General features: G+C 61.5%; 23 protein-coding genes. 3 read left to right on the top strand and 20 right to left on the bottom strand.

What is annotated here, in order from left to right; genetic code table 11:
• Positions 1 to 44 precede the first annotated feature (44 nt).
• Positions 45 to 1835 (top strand): aminopeptidase P family protein, encoded by a 1791-nt coding sequence (locus ACR0AM_RS04795; protein WP_480622260.1) that lies wholly within the window; start codon positions 45 to 47, stop codon positions 1833 to 1835.
• A 63-nt stretch (positions 1836 to 1898) separates the two neighbouring features.
• Positions 1899 to 2240 (top strand): DUF427 domain-containing protein, encoded by a 342-nt coding sequence (locus tag ACR0AM_RS04790; protein ID WP_480475975.1) that lies wholly within the window; start codon positions 1899 to 1901, stop codon positions 2238 to 2240.
• 59 nt (positions 2241 to 2299) lie between these two features.
• On the opposite strand, the gene ACR0AM_RS04785 is transcribed toward ACR0AM_RS04790, so the two are convergent.
• The 19 genes from ACR0AM_RS04785 to ACR0AM_RS04695 all read right to left on the bottom strand — a co-directional run bounded on the left by ACR0AM_RS04785 (position 2300) and on the right by ACR0AM_RS04695 (position 23946).
• Positions 2300 to 3985 (bottom strand): chloride channel protein, encoded by a 1686-nt coding sequence (locus tag ACR0AM_RS04785; protein ID WP_480516306.1) that lies wholly within the window; start codon positions 3983 to 3985, stop codon positions 2300 to 2302.
• A gap of 99 nt (positions 3986 to 4084) precedes the next feature.
• Entirely contained in the window at positions 4085 to 5734 is a 1650-nt protein-coding gene (recN, locus tag ACR0AM_RS04780; protein WP_480622259.1) for a DNA repair protein RecN, read from the bottom strand.
• Between the two features lie 36 nt (positions 5735 to 5770).
• Positions 5771 to 6634: an outer membrane protein assembly factor BamD gene (locus tag ACR0AM_RS04775; RefSeq protein WP_480475969.1), complete on the bottom strand. Its 864-nt coding sequence runs from the start codon at positions 6632 to 6634 to the stop codon at positions 5771 to 5773.
• 126 nt (positions 6635 to 6760) lie between these two features.
• Complete coding sequence (lpxC, locus tag ACR0AM_RS04770) at positions 6761 to 7681, bottom strand: UDP-3-O-acyl-N-acetylglucosamine deacetylase (protein WP_480516302.1); 921 nt, start codon at positions 7679 to 7681, stop codon at positions 6761 to 6763.
• Positions 7682 to 7894: 213 nt separating this feature from the next.
• Positions 7895 to 9499 (bottom strand): cell division protein FtsZ, encoded by a 1605-nt coding sequence (gene ftsZ / locus ACR0AM_RS04765; RefSeq protein ID WP_480554080.1) that lies wholly within the window; start codon positions 9497 to 9499, stop codon positions 7895 to 7897.
• Between the two features lie 348 nt (positions 9500 to 9847).
• Positions 9848 to 10267, bottom strand: coding sequence for a hypothetical protein (locus tag ACR0AM_RS04760; protein ID WP_480622258.1), 420 nt, complete (start codon positions 10265 to 10267; stop codon positions 9848 to 9850).
• Complete coding sequence (gene ftsA / locus ACR0AM_RS04755) at positions 10254 to 11588, bottom strand: cell division protein FtsA (protein WP_480475961.1); 1335 nt, start codon at positions 11586 to 11588, stop codon at positions 10254 to 10256. Before ftsA ends, ACR0AM_RS04760 begins: the two co-directional genes overlap by 14 nt.
• A gap of 8 nt (positions 11589 to 11596) precedes the next feature.
• The gene (locus ACR0AM_RS04750) at positions 11597 to 12604 is read right to left on the bottom strand and encodes a cell division protein FtsQ/DivIB (protein WP_480475959.1); all 1008 of its coding nucleotides are present in this window, start codon (positions 12602 to 12604) and stop codon (positions 11597 to 11599) included.
• The gene (locus tag ACR0AM_RS04745; RefSeq protein WP_480493807.1) at positions 12592 to 13515 is read right to left on the bottom strand and encodes a D-alanine--D-alanine ligase; all 924 of its coding nucleotides are present in this window, start codon (positions 13513 to 13515) and stop codon (positions 12592 to 12594) included. The genes ACR0AM_RS04750 and ACR0AM_RS04745 overlap by 13 nt, the downstream gene beginning before the upstream one ends.
• 102 nt (positions 13516 to 13617) lie before the next feature.
• Positions 13618 to 14556: a UDP-N-acetylmuramate dehydrogenase gene (gene murB, locus ACR0AM_RS04740; protein ID WP_480622257.1), complete on the bottom strand. Its 939-nt coding sequence runs from the start codon at positions 14554 to 14556 to the stop codon at positions 13618 to 13620.
• A complete protein-coding gene (locus ACR0AM_RS04735; RefSeq protein ID WP_480622256.1) occupies positions 14553 to 14846 on the bottom strand; it encodes a hypothetical protein in 294 nt (97 codons plus the stop codon). Before ACR0AM_RS04735 ends, murB begins: the two co-directional genes overlap by 4 nt.
• Positions 14847 to 14870: 24 nt before the next feature.
• Positions 14871 to 15137, bottom strand: coding sequence for a DUF2484 family protein (locus tag ACR0AM_RS04730; RefSeq protein ID WP_480475955.1), 267 nt, complete (start codon positions 15135 to 15137; stop codon positions 14871 to 14873).
• Positions 15134 to 15382 carry a DUF2484 family protein gene (locus ACR0AM_RS04725; protein WP_480622255.1) on the bottom strand — a complete coding sequence of 83 codons (249 nt, stop codon included), beginning with the start codon at positions 15380 to 15382 and terminating at the stop codon, positions 15134 to 15136. The genes ACR0AM_RS04730 and ACR0AM_RS04725 overlap by 4 nt, the downstream gene beginning before the upstream one ends.
• Positions 15383 to 15457: 75 nt before the next feature.
• The gene (gene murC / locus ACR0AM_RS04720) at positions 15458 to 16867 is read right to left on the bottom strand and encodes a UDP-N-acetylmuramate--L-alanine ligase (RefSeq protein ID WP_480622254.1); all 1410 of its coding nucleotides are present in this window, start codon (positions 16865 to 16867) and stop codon (positions 15458 to 15460) included.
• Positions 16864 to 17961: a UDP-N-acetylglucosamine--N-acetylmuramyl-(pentapeptide) pyrophosphoryl-undecaprenol N-acetylglucosamine transferase gene (locus tag ACR0AM_RS04715; RefSeq protein ID WP_480475949.1), complete on the bottom strand. Its 1098-nt coding sequence runs from the start codon at positions 17959 to 17961 to the stop codon at positions 16864 to 16866. Before ACR0AM_RS04715 ends, murC begins: the two co-directional genes overlap by 4 nt.
• Entirely contained in the window at positions 17961 to 19124 is a 1164-nt protein-coding gene (ftsW, locus tag ACR0AM_RS04710) for a putative lipid II flippase FtsW (RefSeq protein WP_480475947.1), read from the bottom strand. The genes ACR0AM_RS04715 and ftsW overlap by 1 nt, the downstream gene beginning before the upstream one ends.
• Positions 19125 to 19313: 189 nt before the next feature.
• Entirely contained in the window at positions 19314 to 20915 is a 1602-nt protein-coding gene (locus ACR0AM_RS04705) for a S8 family serine peptidase (RefSeq protein ID WP_480516294.1), read from the bottom strand.
• Between the two features lie 21 nt (positions 20916 to 20936).
• Positions 20937 to 22094, bottom strand: a complete 1158-nt coding sequence (locus ACR0AM_RS04700; RefSeq protein WP_480604449.1) for a phosphatase PAP2 family protein — start codon at positions 22092 to 22094, stop codon at positions 20937 to 20939.
• A gap of 28 nt (positions 22095 to 22122) precedes the next feature.
• On the bottom strand, positions 22123 to 23946 hold the full coding sequence (locus ACR0AM_RS04695) for an adenylate/guanylate cyclase domain-containing protein (RefSeq protein ID WP_480622253.1): 1824 nt from the start codon (positions 23944 to 23946) through the stop codon (positions 22123 to 22125).
• 839 nt (positions 23947 to 24785) lie between these two features.
• Between ACR0AM_RS04695 and ACR0AM_RS04690 the strand changes: the two genes are divergently transcribed.
• Complete coding sequence (locus ACR0AM_RS04690; RefSeq protein WP_480622252.1) at positions 24786 to 25967, top strand: BaiN/RdsA family NAD(P)/FAD-dependent oxidoreductase; 1182 nt, start codon at positions 24786 to 24788, stop codon at positions 25965 to 25967.
• A gap of 23 nt (positions 25968 to 25990) precedes the next feature.
• On the opposite strand, the gene ACR0AM_RS04685 is transcribed toward ACR0AM_RS04690, so the two are convergent.
• On the bottom strand, positions 25991 to 26365 hold the full coding sequence (locus tag ACR0AM_RS04685) for a glycine zipper family protein (protein ID WP_480475937.1): 375 nt from the start codon (positions 26363 to 26365) through the stop codon (positions 25991 to 25993).
• Positions 26366 to 26385 lie beyond the last annotated feature (20 nt).

The following is a 26385-nucleotide window of genomic DNA, read 5'->3' as shown; positions in this document are numbered from 1 at the left end:
TGAAAAGGCGGCGATATCGACCGCCCGGCTGAGGGAGGTGTAGCATGTTCCAGTCCTTTGAGGTGACCGCGCGGCCCGAGCAGGGGCCGCCGCGTCTGGCTGCATTGCGCGCTGAGCTCGTGCGCGAAGGGTTGGACGGGTTTCTGATCCCGCGCGCGGATGCGCATCAGGGCGAGTATGTGGCCCCGCGGGATGAGCGTCTGGCCTGGTTGACCGGGTTTACGGGATCGGCCGGGTTCTGTGCTGCGCTGACCGGCATGGCTGGTGTGTTCATCGACGGGCGGTATCGCACGCAGGTCAAGGCGCAGGTCGCGGATGTGTTCACGCCGGTGCCGTGGCCTGATATCAGCCTGAGTACATGGCTGAAAGCGCAGTTGCCCGGTGGTGGTAAGGTGGGCTTTGATCCGTGGTTGCACGCGGCGGGGCAAATCTCGTCCACGCTTGGCGAGCTTGAGGGCACAGGTATCGAACTGGTGCGCTGCGGCAATCTGGTGGACCGCATTTGGGCGGACCAGCCTGAACCGCCGATGCAGGCGGTCAAGGCGCATCCGATCGAGTTTGCAGGCGAAACCGCTGACAGCAAGATTACCCGACTGGCCGCAGACCTGCGGCAGGCCGGGCGAAAGGCCGCGGTGATTACATTGCCGGATTCGATCATGTGGCTGCTGAACATTCGGGGGTCGGATATCGCCTATAATCCGGTGGCCCACGGGTTTGCGATCCTGCATGACGATGGCCGGGTCGATCTGTTCATGGCTGCGGCAAAACTGTTGGAGGTGCAGGATCATCTGGACCCGAAGGTAACGGTGCGCCACCCTGCGGAGTTTCTGGACGCGGTGGCAGCGCTGGACGGTGCGGTACAGGTGGACCTGAGCACGGTGCCGCAGATCGTGGCGGACGCGTTGGGCGATGCCATGGTGGATGGCGGCGACCCCTGTGCCCTGCCCAAGGCCTGCAAGAACCCGGCCGAAATCGCGGGCAGCGCCGAGGCGCATTTGCGCGATGCGGTGGCGGTGGTCGAAACCCTGTGCTGGCTGGACGCACAGCCCCCCGGCAGCCTGTCCGAGACGCAGGTGGTCACGCGGCTGGAAGACAACCGCCGCAGGGACAACGTGTTGCAGGATATCTCATTCGATACCATTGCCGGGACAGGTCCGAACGGCGCGATCATGCATTACCGCGTGACGGACGAGACCGACAGCCGGTTGCAGGACGGTCATCTGCTGGTGCTGGACAGTGGCGGACAATATCTGGATGGCACCACCGATATCACGCGGACGCTTGCCATCGGCACTGTCGGGGCGGAGGAAAAGACCTGCTTCACCCGCGTGCTGAAGGGCATGATTGCCATGTCGATGCTGCGCTGGCCCGCAGGGCTGGCCGGACGTGATATCGAATGCGTGGCCCGCACGCCGCTATGGGCGGCGGGGCAGGATTTCAACCATGGTGTCGGACATGGTGTCGGGGCCTATCTGAGCGTGCATGAGGGGCCGCAACGCCTGTCGAAGGTCAGCCATGTCCCGCTGCAACCCGGCATGATCTTGTCGAATGAGCCGGGATATTACCGCGAGGGCGCTTTTGGCATCCGCATAGAAAACCTAGTGGTGGTGGAAGAAGCTCCGGCCCTGCCCGGTGGCGACGTGGAACGCGCGATGCTGTGCTGGCGCACCCTGACATTTGTGCCAATTGACCGCAGGCTGATCATGGTTGATATGTTGACGCCTGACGAACGCGGCTGGCTGAACGCCTATCATCGCGACGTCGCGGAAAAAATCCGCCCAAGGCTGGGACATGACGCGCAACTGTGGTTGGATGCCGCAACTGCGCCGATCTGACACCCGCCTGTTACATAGAACGGGCAGAGGAGAGGCCCCAATACGTCGACGGAAGGAATAGAAATGACTGAGATCACGATCCAAAAAGCACCGGGCAAATGGACTGTCCGTTCGGGCGGTGCGATTCTGGGCGAAACGAGCAACGCGCTGGAACTGCACGAAGGCGACAAAGCTCCGGTGATTTACTTTCCGCGCGGCGATGTTGCGATGGCGTTTCTGGATCAGACCGACAAGGTGACGCATTGCGCCGGCAAGGGCGACGCGACGCATTTTTCCATCGTCAACAAATCCTCGGTGACCGAAAACGCGGTCTGGAGCTATGAAGACCCGATTTCCACCGTGGCCGAGATCAAGGGATACCTGGCATTTTATCCGGTGGACTCGGTGAAGGTGGAGCAGATTTAGAGGCGCCGGACAGGGTTTCAGCGGAGGTTTCCGGAACGCTTGTCCCGGTCGCGGGCGCCTTACGAATGTTCCTCGGCCGCGGTGGCTGCAAGGGCCCGGTTGTAAGCCTTGAGCGCGTCGACATGGTAGAGCGCGCCAACCGGTGTCTCGGACCCGTCCTGTTCCAGAACGATAACCGGAATGCAGGGAATGTCGTCGCGGTCGAAATAGGGCATCGCGGCCTCAAGAGTGGCGCTGGCCTGAATGCACAGGCCCTGTTTGATCAGGGCTTGCGCCTCGTCCGCAGTGATCGACCGTTGATCCCCGAGCGGACGCATTACCGCCCCGGCACGGAGCATTGCCAGCAGATAGGCCTGCGGCCCGGCGGCCAGATGGACATCGCGGCGTTCCAGCTGGGTCAGGAAGAACGACCTGTCCACCAGGCGTGAGGCCAGCGCCGTGGACATGGACACACTGACCATAACAGCAAGGCCGATCTGCCAGTCGCCGGTCAGTTCAAACACGATCAGAGTGGTCGAGATCGGGGCACCCAGCACCGCCGCGGCAACCGCGCCCATTCCGGCAAAGGCATATAGTGTGTGCGTGCCGGACACATCCGGCAGCAGCCCTGTGGCGATCAGTCCGAACGCCAGCCCGGTCAGCGCGCCGATCATCAGGGACGGTGAAAACACCCCACCCCCCATGCGCCCGCCCATGGTGATCGCCACGGCGATAGTCTTGGTCACCGCAAACAGGATCGCGGTCGTCAGAACCAGATCGCCGGTTAAAGCGCGGATCGTAGTCTGGTAGCCCACACCGATGATATGCGGGAACCAGATCGCCATCAGCCCCAGCATCGCGCCGGACACGGCCGGGCGCAGCCAGCCCGGAATGGACAGGCGGTTCTGGATATGGCTGCCGATATCTTCAGCAAAGAAGATCGATCGCATCAGCAGCAGCGCGACAAAGCCGCAGATCAGGCCGAGGATCAGGAAGGCGGGAAGTTCGACATAGAATTGCAGCGATCCGGGCGTTTCCAGCGTGAACTCGGTAACGTCGCCATATTCGAGGCGGTTGATCACCGTTCCGGCGACCGAGGCGATGACGATCGGGGCAAAGGCATGCACGGCGAAGTGGCGCAGCACGACCTCGAGCGCGAACAGGGCCCCGGCGATGGGGGCGTTGAAGCTGGCTGATACGGCGGCGGCGACAGCACAGCCCAGCAGGTCACGGCCCGTGATCCCGTCGGCATGGATGCGGTTGCTGACCCAGGTGGAGATGACCCCTGCCATATGCACCACGGGGCCTTCGCGGCCCGTTGACCCACCGGAACTGAGCGTGATCAGCGAGGCAAAGAACGAGGCAATTCCGGCCTTGACCTCGACCCGCCCGTCGGTGATGGCCGACCCTTCGATCACATCAGCGACGGACCTGACGCGCCCGTCATTGGTGAACCGGTTCAGGATCAGGCCCACGACCAGCCCACCGATGATCGGGATGATCAGGATCATGAACCACGGCAGTTTCTCGGCATGGCTGTGCAGCAGCAGAACGTCATCGGTGTCATAGAGATAGGCCTGCAACGCGCGGATGGCTTTGCGGAACCCAAGCGCCATGAAACCGGCAGCGATACCGATGACCAGTGCGATGAACCAGAACTGGATCTGGCTTGGCCCCCGGCGCAGCATCACCCGCCACGCATCCTTGATCGCGGCCAGAGCCTGATTGAGCTGGTTGCGCAGAACGGTGCGGGTCGACTGGGTCATTGGCCCTCGGGGATCATCACGTAACCCTTAGTAAGCCACGGAGCACCCTAATAAAAGTGAGATAGCGACAGTGTGAGGCCAATTCGTGCCACGGGCGCATCAGGCCTGCAGCAGGGCCCGGGCGGCGGCGCGCGCCTCGTCCGTGATGGTGTCGCCCGCCACCATGCGCGCAATCTCGTCCACCCGGTCGGGCTGGGCCAGAGGGATGACGGTGGACAGGGTTTGCCCGTCCGTGACCTGTTTCTGCACCCGCCAGTGATGCGCCGCACGCGCGGCGACCTGCGGAGAATGGGTGACAACCAGCACCTGCCCGCCCTGCGCCAATGACGCCAGCCTGCGCCCGACCGCGTCGGCAGTGGCCCCGCCCACGCCGCGGTCAATCTCGTCAAAGATCATCGTGCGAGCGCTGTCATCGCCCGACAGGCACACTTTGAGCGCCAGCAGGAAGCGGCTGAGTTCACCCCCCGAGGCGATCTTGTTCAGCGGCCCCGCAGGCGCGCCCGGGTTGGTAGCCACGGTAAAGGCCACCGCGTCGGTCCCTTCGGGGCCGGGTTCCGCCGGGGTGAGTTCGGTACGGAACACCGCGCGTTCCATCTTGAGCGGGGCCAGTTCCGCCATGACGGCAGCGTCCAGCCGCCCCGCAGCCGCCGCGCGGGCCGCGCTGAGGTCGGCGGCGGCGTTGTCATAAGCCTTTTGTGCCGCCTCCACAGCGGCGTGCCTGTCCGCCAGGTCGGCATCGCCTGCTTCCAACTGGTTGAGGCGGGCGCGCAGAGTGTCGGCAAACGCGCCCAGGTCATCCGGGGCCACGTCATGTTTGCGGGCCAGTGCGCGGATGGCAAACAGGCGTTCCTCGGCCTGTTCCAGTTCCGACGGGTTGAAGTCCAGCGCCTGAAGGCAGGCGTTCACGCCATCCTGCGCCTCGCCCAGTTCAATCATCGCGCGCCCCAGCGCGGCAATCGGTTCGTCCAGCTGACCACCTGCGTTGCCAGACACGCCTTCCAGCCAGCGGATAGCGTCGGACATCGCCCCTTCGGCACCGTCCCCGGTCAGCATGGCATAGGCGCGGGCGACATCATCGCGGATACGCTCGGCCCCCTGCATCATGCGGCGACGGGCATCAAGTTCGGCATCCTCACCGGGCTGAGGATCAAGCTGATCCAGCTCGGCAACCGCGTGGCGCAGGAAATCTTCCTCACTTCGGACGGCAGCCAGAGCGGCCTCGGTCTCGGCCAGTGCCTTGCGGGCGCGTGACATGTCGGTCCAGGCCGCACGAACGGATGTCAGCCGGTCCGAAACCCCGGCGAAATCGTCCAGCATGGCCCGGTGGCCACGCGGGTTCAGCAGCCCGCGGTCATCGTGCTGGCCGTGCAGTTCGATCAGGGTTTCCGACAGCGCCCGCAGCACATCGCCCGAGCAGCGACGGTCATTGACCCAAGCGGTCTTGCGCCCCTCGGCGGTGTTGATCCGGCGCAGGATCAGCTCATCCCCGCCCGGCAGGCCCGCCTCGGCCAGTATCGCATGTGCGGGATGATCGGCGGAAAGCTCGAACTCGGCCACAACCTCGCCCTGCGCCGCACCCTGCCGCACCAGTTCCGCCCGCCCGCGCCAGCCCAGAACAAAGCCCAGAGAATCCAGAAGGATCGACTTGCCCGCGCCGGTTTCACCGGTCAACGCATTCAGGCCCGGCTGAAAACTGAGTTCCAGCCGGTCGATGATCAGCATGTCGCGGATATCAAGGGCGCGCAGCATCGGGTCTTCAGCGTCCCAAGCCTAATGCCATGGCGATTACAACCACTCACCCTTGATGGTCTGACGATAGATCGTGCTGAGCCAGTTGTTGCCACGGCTCTTGAGCTGAAGCCCGCGTGAGGTCAGCAGCTTGTACGCATCGTCATACCATTCCGAGGATTGGTAGTTGTAGCCAAGGATGGCACCTGCGGTTTGCGCCTCATCCAGCAGGCCGAGGGAAAGATAAGCCTCGACCAAACGATAAAGCGCTTCGGCGGTGTGGGACGTGGTCTGGAAATCCTCGACCACGACGCGGAAGCGGTTGATGGCCGCGGCAAAGTGATCCTGACGCAGGTAATAGCGCCCGATCTCCATCTCTTTGCCGGCCAGATGGTCAAAGGCCAGATCGAATTTCAACACTGCCGAGGTGGCATATTCGCTGTCGGGATAAACCTCGATCACGGTGCGCAGCGATTGCAGCGCCTGAAAGGTCAGCCCCTGATCGCGCCCGACCTCGTCAATCTGGTCGTAATAGCTGAGCGCCAGCAGATACTGGGCATAGGCCGCGTCTTCGTCCGTTGGATAGAAGTCGATATACCGCTGGGCCGCAGCCCGGCTTTCTTCGTAGTTCTTGTCGGAGTGGAACGAGAACGCCTGCATGATCAGCGCACGCTTGGCCCAGTCCGAATAGGGATACAGACGCTCAACCTCGGAGAAATACCAAGCCGCGTCATCCGAGCGATTCTGCGACAGTTCGTATTCGCCACGGGTGTAGATCTGTTCCGGTGTGAACCCTTCCAGATTCTGTTCCCGGTCCGCGCCCTTGTTGCCGAAAAGGCCGCCCCCGTTACCGCATGCCGTCAAAACTGCTGCCAGAAGAACCGCGCCTGCGAATCTGACTGCCGCTTTGCTGCCAACCATACCGCCCATCCTTGTCGTCTTACTTAATGGGGTTCGCCCCGAATTGAGCCATGGTCTAGCACAGAAAATTCCGGTGCAAAACGCCTTATGCAACATCTGGCGCAAATGTCGTCAGAGTTGATCTGATCAGGCGACTTCGGGAATTTCGTTTACGATCAGGCCCTGCCCCGGCAGGCGTGCGGCCTGTTCCGGCGTGCACAGAACCGGGCGCACCGCGCCGGGCGTTTCAAACAGATTGCGCAGCAATGTGTTGGTCAGCGAATGACCCGACTTGTCGCCCGTGAAACGGCCCAGAATCGGCCCGCCTGCCAGATAGAGGTCACCCAGAGCATCCAGCATCTTGTGGCGCACGGCTTCGTCGACGCGGCGGAACCCGCCGGGCGTCAGAACCTCGCTGCCCTGCACGACCACGGCGTTATCCAGAGTACCGCCCAGGGCCAGCCCGTGTTCGCGCATGGCTTCAACATCAATGCGGCGGCAGAAGGTGCGGCAATCGCTGAGTTCGCGCGCGAACGACCCGTTGCGCATATCCAGCGTCTTGGTCTGGCTGCCGATTGCGCTGTCTTCGAAATCGATGTGGAAATCGATGATCAGCCCATCCGCAGGTGCGATGCTTGCGCTGGCCCCTTCACGCGATGCGGTGACGGTCTTCAGCACCTCATAGGCCAGCACCGGGCTGGCCTGACGGCGCACGCCTCGGGCCATGATGCCGCGTACGAAATCGATCGAAGACCCGTCCATGATCGGAACTTCGGGGCCGTCGATTTCAATCAGTGCGTTGTGAACGCCGCACCCGGCCAAAGCTGCCATGATATGTTCGATGGTGGATACCGACACCCCGGCATCATTCACCAGACGGGTGCAAAGCGGGGTCCGTTCGACCACGTGATAGATCGCCGGGATCATCGCATCGCCCAGATGGATATCCGTCCGTTTGAACCAGATGCCATGACCAGCTGCTGCCGGTTTCAGGATCATGGTCGCAGGCTTGCCGCTGTGCAGCCCGACGCCTTTAAACGTGACCGGAGATTTGAGCGTATGTTGCAAAATGGGCCTCGGCGAGTGGTGTCCAGCCTGCTGGGGCTGTGTTGGACACTCAGTTAAGGAAGCCCGCGTCAAGGCTCAACTCACTCTTTGTAACCGAATGAAACATGTATGTAACAGATCGGCAAAACCCTGCTTACCCGTTCGTAAGCCACTGTTTTAAAAAGAATTAGGGCCGCCAAATGGCGACCCCGTGAGTGGATTTTGTTACCGCGATCAGTTGGCCTGACGGCGCAGGAAGGCTGGAATTTCGATACGATCCTGATCCGGGTCGGCCTCATCGTGAATCGGTGCCGTGGCCTCGGACTGGCGCAGAACGGGCTGCTGACGCGGCGGATGGGCCGGTGTATCAGAGGCGTGCCCGGTCATCCGGTCGATCAGCCGATTGAAGCCAAACCGCGAGCGTTCTTCGGGTTCGTGATGCGAAACCGCCGCTTGCGGGCGGGGCGCTGCGGCGCGCTGAGCTGCCGAGGGAACCTTCTGAACCGCTGCCTGCAAACGCTGGAGCGCTTCGGGCGACGGGGTGCCTGCGACAGGCGCGCGCGGGGCAACAAAAGCCTCGGGCGCCGGTTCTATTTGCTCGGGCTGCGGCTCGAATTCGGCGACGCGCGGCTGATAGGCCGGTGGCGGCAGATCGTCCTCATCCCGTTCATCAAACGGCTGGAACTTCGGCTGGGCGGGCTCTTCCGCGGCTTCAAACAGCGAAGGTTCGCGGTCCTCTTCCATCTGCGGCGCGGGCTCTGCCATTTCGGCGGCTGCGGGCGCTTCTTCGCGACCGTATTCTTCGGCCGAAACGGTGCGGGTCAGCGGCTCGGACATCGAGCGGCGCGCGACCGGAATATCAGCCGTTTTTTCGGTGGCGTCGATGCCGGTCGCAACAACCGACACGCGCATGCCGCCTTCCATCGCGGTATCCAGCGTCGAGCCGACGATGATGTTCGCCTCGGGGTCCACTTCCTCGCGGATGCGGTTGGCGGCTTCGTCCAGCTCGAACAGGGTCAGGTCGTGCGAACCGGTGATGTTGATCAGTACACCCTTGGCGCCCTTGAGGCTGATTTCGTCCAGCAGCGGGTTGGCGATGGCTTTTTCGGCCGCCTGAATGGCGCGGTCTTCGCCGGTTGCCTCGCCGGTGCCCATCATGGCTTTGCCCATCTCGTCCATCACGGCGCGTACATCCGCAAAGTCGAGATTGATCAGGCCTGGACGCACCATCAGGTCGGTTACGCCTTTGACACCCTGATACAGGACATCGTCAGCCATCGAGAACGCCTCGGTAAAGGTGGTCTTTTCATTGGCGAGGCGGAACAGGTTCTGGTTCGGAATGATGATCAGCGTGTCGACGACCCTTTGCAGCGCCTCAACGCCGTCTTCGGCCTGACGCATCCGCTTGGCACCTTCGAACTGGAAGGGCTTGGTTACGACACCCACGGTCAGCACGCCCAGCTCACGCGCGGCCTGCGCGATGATCGGAGCGGCGCCGGTGCCGGTGCCGCCACCCATGCCCGCGGTGATAAAGCACATATGCGCGCCTGCCAGATGGTCGACGATCTGTTCGATGCTTTCTTCGGCAGCCGCGGCACCCACGGCCGGACGGGCCCCTGCCCCCAAACCTTCGGTGACCTTCACACCCAGTTGCACCCGCGCCGAGGACTGGCTTTGCTGCAGCGCCTGCGCATCGGTGTTGGCGACGACAAAATCGACGCCGTCCAGCTGTTTTTCAATCATGTTGTTGACAGCGTTACCGCCCGCACCGCCAACGCCAAATACTGTAATCCGAGGCTTCAGTTCGTCTTGCCCGGGCATCGAAAGATTCAATGTCATGCTCTGTCCGCCTGTATTTATGTTCCGCCAAAGCGGTATTTTTCTTACCTATCCTTGCTCGATTCTAGCGGGCTGATGCGAAAAGGTCACGTCAAAAATCGCGATTCACCACAAAATATGGAGGAAATAAGGCAGAAACCGGCGGCATTTCGCAGGTACTGCCAGATATAGCGGAAACAGCGGCGACCATCACAAGGCAGACGACCCCGGCGCGAGGACTCAGCCGTTCGTCACGCTTTGGTCGACCATCATTTACACTGCGGAAAACTGCTCAGGTCCTGCCGCGAGGCCTCTGCCGGGCCTTGTGGATATCTTGAGGGATAAATCGGCGCGCCGCAACCGGATTTTTCAACTGAGCGGCGAACTTGGACAGTTCAGGCTGGTTTCGGTGATGCTGCGCACCTCCTGGATTTCGCTTTCTGCAAACGAGGCCAGACGCACCATCAGACGGCCTTCGTGCAGGAAGGGCCACCAGCAGACGGGAATACCACCCGGATCATTGTCATAGAGAAAGCAGATCTGACCGTTTGGCGTGGTGATCTGCCCATAGACACAGCCCTGCCCTTCTTGCCGCCAGACCGAGATGTGACGGTTCAGAAATTGCTCGGTCCCGACGAAATAGCCGCTGCGAATCTCATGGAACGTGAGCGTTTTGCCGACGGCGGCGTCCAGAAATGCCTCAGGCGTGATGATGGTCTGGGCCGAAACCCATCCCGGCAACAGGGCCGCACACAAGGCGGCCCGGCACAGGGGGCTACCAATTGTCACGGAACCACCGGACGGCCCGCTTGAACGGGCGCGCGGCGTAGGTATCGACCGGGATTTCGAAATCCCACCATTCGTCCTGCGGGTGCGCCGCAAACAGGCTGAGCCCCACTGAGGACGAGAACGCCGGTCCTGTCGCCGATTGCGGCAGGCCATGCACTCGCAGCGGGCGGCCCAGACGCACGCGTTGACCAAGGATGCGGGTCGCCAGGCCGTCCAGCCCCATGATCTGACTGCCGCCACCGGTCAGAACGATCTGCTGGCTTGGCATGTGTTCAAACCCGGCCGCATCCAGACGCACGCGGACCTCTTCTAGAATTTCCTCGACGCGCGGACGCATGATGCCGATCAGTTCGGCCCGACTGACCGTGCGGCGGTCGTGTTCCCAGTCACCGGTATCGCCGCCGATATCGATCATGTCGCGGTCATCAGCGCCGGTCGCATGAACGCCGCCATTGAACGTCTTGATCCGTTCCGCCACAGCCGCGGGCACACCCAGCCCCATCGAGATATCGGCGGTCACGTGATCGCCGCCCATACGCACGCAATCGGCATAGATCATGTGTTTCTTCATGAAGATCGAAACGCTGGTGGTGCCGCCGCCCATGTCGATACAGGCCGCGCCCAGTTCCTGCTCATCTTCGACCAGCGCGGAGATTCCCGAGACATAGGCCGAGTTCGCAATCCCGGCGAGTTCCAGATCGCAGCGTTTGATACAGCGCACGATGTTCTGGATCGCCATCGCATCGACGGTCAGCATGTGCATATCGACCGCAAGGCTTTGGCCCATCTGCCCGCGCGGGTCGATCAGGCCCGAGCGGTTGTCGAGCGCAAAGTTGACCGGCTGTGCGTGCAGCACTTCGCGCCCGTCGCCGTAATCCGGCACGTCGCATGCGTTCAGAACACGACCCACTTCGGCCTCGGTCACCAGCTGGCCATCCAGATCAACCTGTGCGTCCAGCCCGTAAGAGCGCGGGTTGGCCCCCGAGAAACAGGCGATGACGTGATCGACACGGATATCGGCCATCTTCTGTGCGGCCTGAAGCGCGGTGCGGATGGCGCGTTCGGTTTCCTGCATGGCGGTGACTTCGCCAAACTGTACGCCGCGCGAACGCGTCGTTGCGGCCCCGATAACCCGAAACCCCGTCTGCCCCGCCATTGAGCCGATGGTGTTATCTTCACTCAGCCGGCCCGATCCGTCAAAACGCAGAACGAGGCAGGCAATCTTGGAACTGCCCACATCCAGAATCGCGATCACACCGCGTTGCAATGCCTGGCGCCGCATCTGACGCATGGCGCGTTGGGACTGATAAAGATCGGTCATCATGCTCGTTACTGCCCGTTACTCAGTGTCACTTTTGTATTCCACCAGTCTTCGCTGGCGGCTTTGGTCATTCGGATGGTGGGACGCTGGCCTAGGCGCATGTCGACCACGGCCACGTCGCGTTCCAGAAGGTCCTGCACCTCGTTCACCGCAAGCACGCGTTCCAGCGCGCGCACCGGGCGCTCGGTCGGCAGCATGATGCGCTGGCCACGGTCCAGGACCAGATCCCAGCGCCGTTCACCCACGCGCACCAGCCCGCGCACACGATTGCCCAGGCTGCGGGCGGTCTGAAAGATCTCGAGCGCCTGTGCCACATGTGCATCCGCGCCCGCGCCCGCGATCAGCGGCAGGTCGGCATGGTCCTTGCGAGAGGTGGTTTCCTTGACATGCGCGCCGGTCTCGTCGAGCAGTTCGAGCCCGTCATGCGTCCGCCAGACAATCACGGGCTGACGCTCGACCACGTTGACCTGAAGGATGCCGCCCGGACGGATACGTACGGTTGCCGATTTCACCGGATCAAGCCCGGTGATCGTGTCGCGCATCTGTTCGACATCCAGATCCCAGGAACTGATCGGGAAATCCAGAGGCACGACCTCGCGGATATCATCGGACAGGCTGGTGCCTGCCCCGTCGATGGCCATCAGGTTGACCATGAACTCGGGGCGTTCCTGAATCGAGGTGCGAATATCGGCAATATAGGTACCAAGCGCTTCGCGCCGTTCCTGAGAGGCAAAATAGACGCCAACTGCCGCGGCAATGGCGCAGATCGGCAGGCCAAGCTTGACGCCCAGACGGATGCCCGGTGTCAGCATCCAGCGCTGAAGACGATAGCTGAGGCGCGACGGGGCCGGATCGCTGCGGCGTGCGGTGCGGGAAAACACCCGCGCCCCGCGCAGACGCAGAATGGGCTGGGTGTCATGCGGTTCCGTATCTGCCGAGGCAAAATCGGCATCCGGCCCGGCAAGGGGCTTGGTGCGATGGATTTCCAGAGAGCGGCTGGCGATTAACGGTTGCATGAGGCGTCCTTAACCATCCAGGCGCAGAGCTGACCAAATGTCATGCCCATATGCGCGGCCTGTTCCGGGGCCAGCGAGGTGGGTGTCATGCCCGGCTGGGTATTGGTTTCCAGCAGAAACAGCCCATCAGCACCCGCGCTGTCATCCCAGCGAAAATCGGTGCGGCTGACACCCTTGCAGCCCAAAGCATCATGCGCGCGCAAGGCATAATCCATACAGCGATCAAAGATATCCTGCGGGATATCGGCGGGGACCACGTGCCATGATCCGCCGGGTTTGTACTTGGCGTCATAATCGTACCAGCCGCCATCGGTCATGATCTCGGTCACGGTCAGGGCGCGGTCGCCCATGACGGTCACGGTCAGCTCGCGCCCGGCCACGTATTTCTCGACCATGATCTGGTCGGGCATGTCTTCGGACAGCTGCGGCGGGCCGTTGGCGTTTTCGTGAACGATGTAGATGCCGACACTGGACCCTTCGTTATTGGGCTTGGCCACATAGGGCGGTTCCATCACATGGGCGCGGGTCACTTCGGCCCGCGGGACGATCACACTGGGGACAACGGGCAGACCTTCGGCCTGATAGACGTCCTTGCTGCGTTGCTTGTCCATGGCAAGGGCCGAGGCCAGAACGCCCGAATGGGTATAGGGGATACGCATCCATTCCAGCATCCCCTGCACGCAGCCATCCTCGCCCCAGCGGCCATGCAGGGCGTTGAAAACCACATCCGGCTGAATATCCAACAGGCGCGCATAGAGGTCGGGACCTGCGTCCAGTTCGACCACTTCAAAGCCTTCTCCCACAAGGGCGGCCGCGCATTCGCGCCCAGAGCTGAGAGACACCTCGCGTTCCGCCGAGGGGCCGCCCATCAATACCGCCACTTTGGGGTTTGTCCTGCTCGACATACCCAATGTGCGCCTCAATGTCCCCGGACCTTATGTGGTGGCCCGTACTGCGTTTATGCCTTTGATCCGTCGCCTGAATTTGCCTGTTTTGATCTGACGGTCGGGGCTTTATTCTTTTAGCGGATCACCGACCCGCATGATTTCCCACTCTAGCGTGATGCCGCTTGTTTCGTAAACCTTTTTTCGCACCTCTTCGCCCAGACCTTCGAGGTCGTCAGCGGTGGCGGTGCCGGTATTGATCAGGAAGTTCGAGTGTTTCGGGCTCATCTGCGCCCCGCCGCGTGCCGCACCGCGCATTCCCGCATCGTCGATCACTTTCCACGCCTTGAGGTCATGCACGTCATCGGCCTGCCCGGTCGAGGAAAACCCGGCCGGGTTGCGGAAGGTCGATCCGGCGCTGCGGTCCTTGGTGGGCTGTGTTTCGTCACGCTTTTTCAGTTGCGCTTCCATTCGGGCGTGAAGGTCATCGGGATCGCCGGACGGGCCTTTGAACATGGCCGAAATCAGAACGGCGCCTTCGGGCAGGTCGGACTGGCGATAGCGAAAGTTCAGATCCTCGGGTGTCAGGTCCCGCAGGTCGCCCTGCCGGGTGACAATGGTGGCCTTGCGCAGCACGTCCGCCGTGTAGCTGCCATAACAGCCCGCATTCATCCGCACCGCGCCCCCGATCGAGCCAGGGATGGTGCGCAGAAAGGTCAGGTCCACGCCCTCATCCGCGGCCTTGCGCGCAACATGCGCGTCCAGTGCGGCAGCGCCCGCGATGACCGTATTGCCCTCAACCGAGATGGTGTTGAACCCGCGCCCCAGCCGGATCACAACGGCCCGCATGCCGCCATCGCGCACGATGAGGTTCGAGCCGACCCCCATCGGGAAGACCGGCACACCATCCGGCAGATCGCGCAGGAAGGCCTGCAAGTCTTCGATATCGGCAGGCTGGAACAGGTAATCCGCCGGTCCACCGACGCGGAGCCATGTGAGGTCTGACAGGTTACGCGCTTTGGACAGGCGGCCCCGGACGTCAGAAAGGACAGGGGGAAGCCGTGTCATGAAGTCGCGCGCACCGCCAGGCTGCGCCCACCGACCCCGCCCATGATTGCGGCAAAAAGGAAGGGGAGAACGCCAGCAGTCAACCAGACCAGTGGGCCGAACGCCTTGTCTTCTTCACCCGTTCCGACACCAGCCAGCACGACGATCAGCCCCAGACCAACCGCGGATGTCAGCCCGATCAGCCACAGAAGGCTGCGCAGGCCAAGCCAGCGGCCCGCCGTAAACCCGGCAGCGGCACCCAGAACGAAGGAAACGAGCGGTAGATAGGCAAGTGTGGCGATTGTCGCCATGACAGATCTCCTGAAGTTGGCCGGTTATTCTTTGGCCGCCTTCATGCCCTGCATTTTCGCCTTTGTCCAACGGGTCAGATAAATCACCGGCCAGCGCAGCACGGACATGCCCATTGCCAGCACCAGCAAACCGATCCAGGGGCCGTTTTCATAGGTGACATAGCCGACGATGGGAATGCCCACGATGATCAGGATATAGGCGCGCGTCCAGTGGTTGTCGGTACTGGGGATCAGCGCAAGGATGTTGGCGGCAAAGCCCCACAGGGCCGCCAGAGCGATAGACCATGTCATTCCGCGACCTCGTGCCCTGTCCATTTGCGCCAGTAATACCGGATGGGGTTGCGAAACATCGACACGAACCCGGCAAATGCCGCGACCGACCAGAACCAGCCGTGGACATATCCAAGCCATACGACCAGCACTGGTGCGCAGACCAACAGGACAAACCCCGGCGGGAATTGCAGCCGCATCGGCAACATTGCCACGATGGTGGCGCAGATCACCCATAGCGCTGCAAAGATCATCGAATAGTCCATTCGCCCCTCCGAGGACACGCGACTTTTGCGGTCAGAGTATCACACTTTTAAGTTGTGCGACAAACAAATGACGCGTCAAACAGCTTGTTTTCTTTGCAATCTCTCGGGCAGGCCATTGGCCCAGGCGCTGATCGTACCGGCCCCGAGGCAGACGACCATATCGCCCGGACGGGCCTGTTCGCGCACGAGGCGTTCAAGGTCGTCTTCATCCAGCAGCGCACGGGCGTGGCGGTGGCCGTGACGGATCAGACCCTGCACCAGATCGTCGCGTGACGCGCCTTCGACCGGGTCTTCGCCAGCGGCAAAAACCTCGGCAATGGCCACGACATCGGCGTCGTTGAAACAGGTGCAGAAATCGTCAAACAGGTTGGACAGGCGCGAATAGCGGTGCGGCTGATGCACGGCGATCACGCGGCCTTCGGTCGCCTGACGGGCGGCCTTGAGAACGGCGGCGATTTCGACCGGGTGGTGGCCGTAATCGTCGATGATGGTGACACCGTCGATTTCTCCGACCTTTGTAAAGCGACGGTTGACGCCGCCGAAATTGGCCAGCGCGTCGCGGATTTCCGCAGCTTTCATACCCAGATGGCGGGCGACAGCCACAGCGGACAGCGCGTTTGAGACGTTGTGATCGCCGGGCATCGGCAGGGTGCAGCCTTCGATCATCTTGTCTTCGTATTGCAGGTGGATGTCGAAATGCGCCACGCCGCCCTTATAGGTCAGGTTCACAGCCCGCACATCCGCCTGCGCGTTGAACCCATAGGTGCGCACGCGGCGGTCGGTGATGCGGCCGACAAGGGCCTGAACCTCGGCATGATCGGTGCAGCAGACGGCCAGACCGTAGAATGGCAGGTTCGAGACGAATTCGTAAAAGCCGTCGCGCAGCCTGTCGAAATCACCCCAATGTTCCATATGCTCGGGGTCGATATTGGTGACAATGGCAATGGTTGCGGGCAGGCGGTTGAACGAGCCATCGCTCTCGTCGGCTTCGACCACCATCCATTCGCCCTGCCCCATCCGCGCGTTCGATCCATAGGCGTGGATGATGCCGCCATTGATCACGGTCGGATCGAAATCGCCGGCCACCATCAGTTCGGCCATCATGGTCGTCGTGGTGGTCTTGCCGTGTGTTCCGGCAATGGCAATGTTCGAGCGCAGGCGCATCAGTTCGGCCAGCATGTCGGCGCGGCGGACAACCGGCAGCCCTCGGGCGCGGGCTTGGTCCAGTTCCGGGTTACCCGGTTTGATCGCGGTCGAGACAACCACAACAGCGGCGTTTTCAAGGTTTTCGGCGCGCTGGCCGACGAAAATCTCGGCTCCCAAACTGGCCAGCCGGTCGGTGATCTTCGAGGCTTTCAAATCGGAGCCCTGCACCTGATACCCCAGGTTCAGCAGCACCTCGGCGATGCCCGACATGCCAATCCCGCCGATGCCCACGAAGTGGATCGGCCCTACGTCCTGCGGCAGTTTGGTTGCTGGGTTCATGTGGTCTCCTTCTGCGCCAGCTGCTCGACCAGAGCGACCAGACGCTGGGTGGCATCGGGCGCCCCGACCGACAGGGCACCATGGGCCATTTTCTGTGCGGCTTCGGGGTTCGTGAGAACCGTGGTGATTTGCTGTGTCAGCGTGGGAACGTCAAGCGCATTTTCCGGGATCATGATGGCCCCACCGGCCTGGACCAGCCCGCGCGCGTTGGCGGTCTGATGATCCCCGGCGGCGGCAGCAAACGGGATCAGGATCGAAGGGCGACCGATGACCGAGATATCCGCCACGCTGGACGCGCCCGAGCGCGAGATCACAAGCTGCGCATCCGACATGCGGCGGGGAATGTCATCGAAGAAGGGCTGAACGTCGGCGCGGATACCATGATCTTGGTAGAATGCGCTGACCCGTTCGCCATCTTCATCCCGCGCCTGATGCGAGACACGGATATGCGCGCGAAGGTCTTGGGGCAGCGCGGCAATCGCACCGGGCACCATATCGCTGAGGATGCGCGCACCCTGCGAGCCGCCCATCACCAGAACCGACATCGGATAGTCACCCGGCGGGATATACCCGGCGGCGGCGCGGTCCAGAACCGCGGCACGTACCGGGTTGCCAGTGTGGATGCCATGCGCGCCTTCAGGCAGATCCGTCGGCCAGACGCCGCAGGCCACCTGTGCAACGCGGGTTGCAAACAGCTGATTCACGCGGCCCAGTACCCCGTTCTGTTCATGGATCATCCGCGGAACTTTCAGCAGGGTCGCTGCGCCCAGCGCCGGGATCGAGGGATAACCGCCAAAGCCTACGACAACATCGGGTTTGTCGCGCATCATCTGGAAGACCATGCTGGTGACACCACCAGCGATAATCGGGCCAACCATCGCCTTGGCCGCCAGACCGCCACGGGCGAAGGTGGCCGAGGACGCCTCGACAATTTCAGTCGAATGGGGAAAGCCGCCGGTATAGCGCGCACCGCGCGGGTCGGTGGACAGGCGCACGCGCCAGCCCTTGTGCAGCATCGCCTCGGCCAGCGCCTGAGCGGGGAACATATGGCCCCCGGTGCCGCCAGCCGCAATCAACAGGTAAGGGTTCCCCATTATCCTCGTCCGCGCAGAATATCGCCTAGTTCGCCCTGTGGGCGGTTTCGGGTGAAGGCCAGCAGCATGCCGACGGCAATACCGCCTGCAATCAGCGACGAGCCGCCATAGCTGACGAACGGCAAAGTCATGCCTTTGGCGGGCAACAGACGTACCGCAACACCCATGTTGATCATCGCCTGAACGCCAAACATGCAGGCCAGACCGGTACCGGCCAGACGAATGAACATGTCGCGTTCGCGCATCAGCCGCAGCAGCGAGCGCACGACGATCAGCGCATACAGCGCAATGATGATCATGACGAGGATCAGGCCGTATTCCTCGGCCGCGACGGCGATGATGAAATCGGTATGGGCATCGGGCAGTGACCATTTCACCTGCCCTTCCCCCACGCCGACGCCGAACAACCCGCCTTCGCGGATGGCGTTGGTTGCATAGCCAAGCTGGGTGGTCGGATCGACCTCTTGATTCAGAAAGCCGTCGATGCGGCGGGCAAAGTGTTCGGAATTCGAATAGGCCAACATCCCGCCCAGAACGACAACACCGGCCATGCCCAGCAACAGCAGCATCGGGGCCCCGGCCACGAAATACATGACGCCCCAGCCGAACAGGATCAGGCAGGCCTGACCGAAATCGGGTTGCATCACCAACATGGCCACGATGGCCATGCAGAGCGCAAAGGACCACAACCGCCCCGGAGGACCGTTGATTTCCTGCGAGGCGGCCAGCAGCCATGCAGCCACGACGACAAAGCCGGGTTTCAGAAACTCGGACGGTTGCAGCGAGGCAAAGCCCAGTGAATACCAGCGCACCGCGCCTTTGCCGAAATCCGTTCCAAACACCGGCAGGAAGACCAGAGCGACGAAGGCCCCCAGAAAACCCAGAACGGCCAGACGCCGCACCAAGGTTGGAGACATCATCGAGGTCAGCAGCATCGCGATCAGAGCCAATCCGCCAAAGAAGGCCTGGCGCTCGACATAATGGAAGGGATCGAACCCGTTACGACCGGCCAGCGGCGGCGAAGAGGCCAGCCCCAGCAACAGTCCGATGGTAAACAGGATCAGAACGCAGGACATCGTCCAGCGATCGATAGTACGCCACCATTTCGGTAGAATCGGTTCTCCGCGCTGGTCTTGGACCGCGCCATACACCATCTCAGTCATGAGATACCGCCACTCTCTGCCTCGTTAACGCCCCGTTTTCGGGATCTGGCTGAAAGTCTACATGCAATTTGGCGATCAGGCCAGCCTGTTCGCGGGCAAATCGGGATTTCCCGCCCAAGACCCGTGCCGCACACCCGGACCGCCGGTCAGCCGTGTTGCGACGGCCACCGGGCGGAAGGCGGCGGGCTGTCAGACTTTGGTCAGCAGCAGCGGCACATCCAGCAACCCCGCCACACCGAACAGTTCGGCCCTGGGGGGTGGCGTGTAACCGTTGATCGCGTCAGCTTGCAGGGTTCCTGCGGCAGAGGACCAATACCAGTGGGTGTTGTCGAAACGCGTTGCAGATGTTTCGAGGTTCTTGAAGATGGCTTTGATCTGCACACCATTGAGAACATTGGGCGACTTTCGCTGCATCATCGCGATCGCCCCTGCAACGAGGGCCGAGGCCCCCGAAGTTCCGCCGAATTCAGTATAAAGCCCGGCAGGATCATCCACAGCCTTTTTTCGGGTTTCGACAGCCGCGGCAAGGCTGCCTTCGACATAGCCCCGCGGGCCCGGCACATCCAACGTCACCAACCGTTGAGATGCGAAATCGACAATCGGGATCGCGTCACCACTGCCGTCGCGTTTCAGGTGATGTTTCGGGTTTTCCAGATGGAAGTCAGTGGCCGAGGCTGCATCACGGTCCAGACGAATTTGATAGCGGTTGTATATCTCACCGTCATCCGAAGGGGCGGATACGGTCAGATCAGCAGAGTAGTTCGAATACCCGGACCGGGTGCCATTATAGTTGACGGCCCCCACCGAGATGATCCCGTTGGTTGGATCACCAGACAAGCTGGCAGGATAAATCAACTCGCTTCGACCGTCATTGCCAGCGGCACAGACCACCGGAATTCTCGTGCTGACCCATTTGATGATCTTGTCCAGCGCCGACCATGCCATCGAGATGTCGCGCGCGTCGCCGTCGGGTTCGTCGCGCCTCGTCTCGTGCAGGCGGGTCTTTTCGTGCGAGTCCAGACCCGGATAGAACGGCTCGGTGCCAGTGGCAGGGCGAAATCTATATCCCGGCCAATGAGCAGGGTTCGCGGCATCGCGCGGAAACAGGATGACATGCGCGCCTTTGTGGAGGGCATAAAGAAACGCCGCAATCAATTCTTCCGGGCTGGGCGAGATCGACGTCGTGATCGGAATAATCCTGCTTTTGGGATCGACCCCGTAATACGCCGCGATATTGCCGGTATTGCCGAATTGATCGGCTGCAAAGCTGGTTCCGCAGGCCAGCCCGGCACAGCTGGTGCCGTGCCCGGCATAGCGATCGTCATAGGCATCGATGTAACGTTTGACGCCAAAACCCGACCTCAGCCCGGCAATCACCCGCCGTTCCTGAGAGGTCAGGCCCGGAATGCCCAAGGGGTCCTGAATGCCCGACAGATGTTGCACCTGTTCTTCGATATGCTCGGCCCCTGCCGCAACAGTCGACCGGTCGATGTATTTGACGCCGAACGGGTGGCTGGCCAGATCAAGGGCGTCGTCCCGAATGACCCTGTCCGCCGGAACCGGTCCGGTGTCCGGCGATTTCAGGTTCGGGTGATGCGGGGCCACGCCCATGTCGATCAGGGCGATTTTCGCCTCGGCCAGAGCGGGACCTGTGAAATCCCAGGTCGCGGTATCGATTTCCGGGCAGGTCTCTCCGTCGGCTGGTAGGGGCGCCTTGACGGTCAAGGCTTTGATCGCGACCAGATGCCAGAGATAGTAATAGCGTGCGTAGTCTTCGTTTCCTGCGGTCATTTCGTCACCTCGCGTTGATCCTTAGCCCAACCATTCGTCTTGTGCTTCGTCCATCAGTTCGTCCAGAACCTCGGTCAGGTAAGCCACGGTTTTTCTGGCCAGACTTCGCCCGGCGGCTGTGTCGCTTGGATAATGCAAACCGGCCCATTCGCGGTTTTCAGCAATCCGCTGGGCGCGGTGGAACAAAGCGACAGTGCCCGGATGTTCGGGGATCAGACGCGAGAACAGTTCGGCAATCGCGAAGGATTGGTAGGAGTGGTTCGAGGGGTAAGCCGCATGATAAGGCACCGGAAGAAAGGGCCGGATCAGCGGCTGGATAATATTGGGTCTGGGCCGGCTGAAGCGGTTCTTGTAGGTCAGGCCGATTTCATTCGTCAGTTCCAGCAGGATCGTCATCAGCGCGCGGGTCGCATCAAAGCCGCCCTTCTCGTCAATGCCCAGCGGACTGAGATATTCATCGATGCCAAAGCCTGCCTGCGCCACGATTTCCTCGCGCCGTGTTGCCTGATTTGACCACTTGAGCCGCCCTTGCAGGATCAGCAGGTATTCAGTTTCCTTCATGCTTTCGTCAGGCCCCGGTGGCGGCAGAAGATCGATATTTTCCCAGACCTTGCCCAGCAATCCGGATGCGGGCAGCATACCGATCCGGCACAGATCGCGCATCTCGCGCCAGCCGAAGGAGGCATCGCTGCCGCCGACGTCAAAATCGCTGCGGTTTCTGTTACGATTGCGATTTCTGTTTCGGTTCCGGTTTCTGTTCCGATTGCGGTTTCTATTGCGGTTTCGGTTCAGTGCGAATGCCGAAGATGCGCTCATCGCGACAGACGCCGCGCCGAGGGCAGAGCGTTTCCCGATCTCTTCGTCTTTCGCACCTTTTACACGGCTGTCAGACCTGAAGGGGTCGATGAATTCTTCGTTCTGCATGAACTCGGTAAGCTCGCGCAGTTTTTCAATATCCAGCAACTCGGGATCCAGATCATGAATGGCATTGAGGTAATCGATGAAGCTTTCCCTCTGCGCGTCGTAAATGAAATTGTCCAACGCCTTTCGATTGTCCCCCGGTGAGGCACCGAGACCACCGGTTCCGGCAAGGTTCATCAGTTTCACCACTTTGCACGAGATCAGCTCACCACGTCGGACCATCATTCCGAAACCGTTGAGCGTGGACACGTAAGACATAAGTAAACCCCCTACTTTTACCCCTACTTCAAGCGTGTTGCGGCAACCCGATCCTGGACAGGCCGCTTTCCATCAGTTGCGCGCTGAACCGTGTTGGCACCGGGAACCGGTCCTGCTGGATGCAGGCCAGCGACATGTCCGGTTCCAGGCTGGTCAACCGCTGCAAGGCGAACTCGCCTCGCTGCCGGTCACCTGCGTGCCCGTAAGCCGCAGCCAGATAGCGCATGACGGTTTTGAACTGCGGCTGAACCTCCATCACGGATTCTCCGAACCTGATGGATTTCTCGAACTCGCCATTGACCAGCGCGGCGACGCAACCGGCCCCGTCGAACAGGTGCCGGTATGGGCTGTGCCGCCCGATAAGCCTTGCCTTCTGCGCGGCTTCAACCGCCAGCGCCGGACGATCCGTGTAGCAATAGAGCATGGCGGCTGAATCCCAGCTCATCGCCCGATAAGGGCTGAGCTCGAGCGCGCGGTCGACCAGATCCTGCGCTACCGAAAACTCTCGGAACACGTAGGAGTGCACGTGGGCGACAAGGCCCAGAACGGTGCCGTTATCCGGGTCAGCCTCGACCGCGCGGCGGGCCAGATCGCGCGCCTGCGCTTCCAGCGCGGCATCCCAGGTACCGTACCGTTCGCCGACCTTGAAGGTCGTGACATAGGCCAGCCACGCCAGATAGACCGGCTTGGGATCAAGCTCGTAAGCCGCCAGAATATCGGCCTCGAGCTGGTCCAGCCCCGGCCCGGTCATGGTCAGCAGGTGATGCACGGCGGCAACGGCGGTTTTCGCCGCGTGATGGGCGGCCGGGTCGCGCATGTGACGCCCGTTCAGCAAGGCCGTCAGCAAGGCGTCGGTGGCATAACTGATGAACGACGTCAGCCCAGAGCAGTTTTGACCCAGAAAGTCACCTTGATCGGCCACTACATTCTGGCTCCAGATCACTTTCCTGTCTTCCGACCGCATTGCTGTGGCGGACACTTGCAACATGCTGCCACAGGTCGAGGCGCGGCATTGCAGGAACAGGTCAGGCCCTGCCGACAAAGGTTCCTGCGGGAACGCAATCTGCGGCACCCGGTAATCCTGAACCTCAAGCGCTTCGGTTTCGGTAAGGGATTTGGACAGCTGTTCCGCAACGATGTTGGACACGAATGCCGCGGTTTCGGAACCACCCCCTACATCCGGAGACAACAGACCGATCACGAAATTCGGGCGCGGTAAGGTGAATGACAGCTGTTCTGACCGGAAAGCCGTTGGGTTGGCGGGAACAGGAACCGGCTGTTCTTTTCCGTCCTTCTCATAGGGGACGTCGATTGTCGCGCGGGCCACTTTAAACAGCTCGAGCGAGGCACCGATATTCTTGAGATTGGGCCGCCCGATCGAGTTGAACAGGAAATCCTGCCGCCCGCGCAGCGCATTGCGCACAACGCTTGAGACCAGAACCTCGCCGGATGAGCCGACGCTTTCGATGCGCGCTGCCGTGTTCACGGCGTCACCGATGATCTGCTGGTCAACCTCGAACGTGTCGCCCAGATGTATCCCAATTCGATACCCCTTGGCGTACCGGTCGGGGGCATGGGTCAGGACATCCTGCACCCCCAGCGCAGTTTCGACGGCGGCACGCGCACTTGGAAAGACGGCGCATAGCCCGTCACCGGTCAGGCCGGTCACCCGGCCCCGAAAGCTGTTAACCAGATCGCTGACGCAGTTCAGATCGCGGCGGATTCTGGCCAGCGTTTCAAGCTCGGCCTCGCGGACGGCGGCAGAGTAATCACATGCATCAAGGAACAGGATCGCCCTGAGCCGCGCCTTGGGAAGGTCGCTTGGATTGTTCAAATTCAGAGTAATACCCATGATCGTGTCTCGGAACTCTTTAACTTGTTGAAATGTGCCACCCCGAAAACAGGCGGGCTGGCACGCATCAGAGGCGTGTTGTGATTGCAAATGCAGCCGACGGGTGTGAATGGCGCTGCATTGCGCGGGACGGGCCAGGGGCCTGAATGGAAATCACGAGGCATTAATCGGCCCGCTGATGAGATTTGGTTTCTAAAATGCGTTAAGTTCAAAATAATAAGGGTTATTGTATTGTTTTAGTGAACTTCCGTCGACATATTTTTATTTTTGCACATATTTTTCGGTGTAATTTGGCCAATTTACCCGGCATCTGTGGCGCTTGGTGCTTGGCGGGCAAGACGGGATGATGCGGCAAGACTTCCCGTTAGGAGTGCGCGAGGGCTGACCCCGGTCAAGTCCTTGGCATTGGACCTTCCTGTTGCCGCTGAACCGGGCGGACAGTACGACGCAACAGCGGCTGACAGGTACCGGAAATCGATTCTCCAAAAAGTATCCGAACGTTGCCCGGCCCGCGCCGTTTCAGCCGGTCAAGCCAGTCACCACCCTGTTTGGTGGCCCCACATGTGGCGGGATCAGGTGCCTCGCACAACCTGAACGGTGCCCCAATTTGATCGGACCCGAACGTAGTTTTCTGCGATCTGCACCCTTCCAGCCCAGCCCCGAAACACCCGCGCAAAATCCCGACAAACAGCCCAAACCGGCCCCCGTGCAAGGGTGTCACCGCCCGCAGGCCCCGATTTTCCGGGAATCATTCACCTGACAACCAAATCCTTTGCCTCAGGCCCGATGCGCCGGGTTTCACCCTTGTCATCGCCGAAAATCCACGCCAAGGGCGGTGCATGAGGTTCGATACGATCATATTGGGCGCCGGAGCGGCAGGCATGATGTGCGCGGCCCGTTGCGGTGGGCGGGTGCTGGTGATCGACCACGCCAAGGCACCGGGCGAGAAAATCCGCATCTCAGGCGGAGGGCGGTGCAATTTCACCAATATGTATGCAGGCCCGGACAACTTCCTGTCGCAAAACCCGCATTTCTGCAAATCCGCGCTGGCGCGGTTCACGCAGTGGGATTTTGTCGATCTGGTGAACCGGCACGGCATCAAATGGCATGAGAAAACGCTTGGGCAGTTGTTCTGTGATGGCTCTTCAAAGCAGATCATCCAGATGTTGCTGGACGAGATGAGCCGCGCCGGCGCCGAGCTGTGGGTCCAGACCGCGCTGCGTGATCTGCGCAAGGATGGCACCGGATTCGCGCTGGAGGTCGAGCGTGAGGGGCAGCGCCTGCATCTGACCTGTGCCAATCTGGTGCTGGCCACGGGGGGCAAATCCATCCCCAAGATGGGCGCGACCGGGCTGGCCTATGACATTGCCCGGCAGTTTGGCCTGCGGGTGACCGACACCCGCGCGGCGCTGGTGCCATTCACCTTTTCGGATGGCCGGTTCAAGGACCTGTCCGGTGTTTCCCTGCCCGTGCGGCTCTCTAACGAACGCACAAGTTTTGACGAAGCGCTGTTGTTCACCCATCGCGGCCTCAGCGGGCCGTCCGTTTTGCAGCTGTCCTCTTATTGGCGCGAAGGTGAGGAGATCGGCGTGAACCTGATCCCCGAACTGCCCCTGTTCGATCTGCTGCGTGCGCAACGGCAAAACGCCGGGCGCAAGGCGCTGACAACGGAACTGGCGCGGCATCTGCCGTCCCGGCTGGTCGAGTATCTGAGCCAAGTCATTCCGATGTCCGGCAATCTGGCCGATCAGTCGGACGCGAAGCTGTCTGAACTGGTCGCGGCCCTGTCTGACTGGCGGCTGGTACCGTCGGGAACCGAAGGGTATCGCACTGCCGAGGTCACACTGGGCGGAATAGATACCGATGATCTGTCGTCGAAAACGATGGAGGCCAAGGATGTCCCTGGCCTCTATGCGATTGGCGAAGCGGTGGATGTCACCGGGTGGCTTGGCGGCTACAACTTTCAATGGGCGTGGTCATCAGGCCATGCCGCAGGTGTTGCCATTGCCGCCAGGCATTAACCTACACTTCCGTTTGCGCGGCATTAACCTACGACGTTGTAGCCGCGACCGCGCATGCAGTTGCGCACGATCACTTCCTGGTTCTGGGTGTTGCTGATCGCACTGGCACCCACACCGACCAGAGCACCAGCGGCCGCCGCGCGACCCAGATCGCTGGCGCTGTTGTCGATAATTGCCGTGGTTGCCGCAGCACCGGCCGCGCCGATGGCGGCAGCGCCTGCGGTGTTGCTGTCCAGCGTCGGGCGGGACCGCGCCAGCGCCTGACAATTGGCCAGATCGGACTGGTAGTTCGGCCCCACAGGCCCGTCGATTATAGGAACATAATTCGCCCCGCTATTGGCACAGGCCCCGGCCAGTGCAACGACGGGAAGGATGGAGAGAATTTTGCGTGCAGACATTTCCGCTTCCTCTTTATTGA

This window comes from Ruegeria sp. AD9, assembly GCF_056542305.1.
Note: the sequence above shows the minus strand (reverse complement) of the source record. Positions and strands in the feature narration are given on the sequence as shown.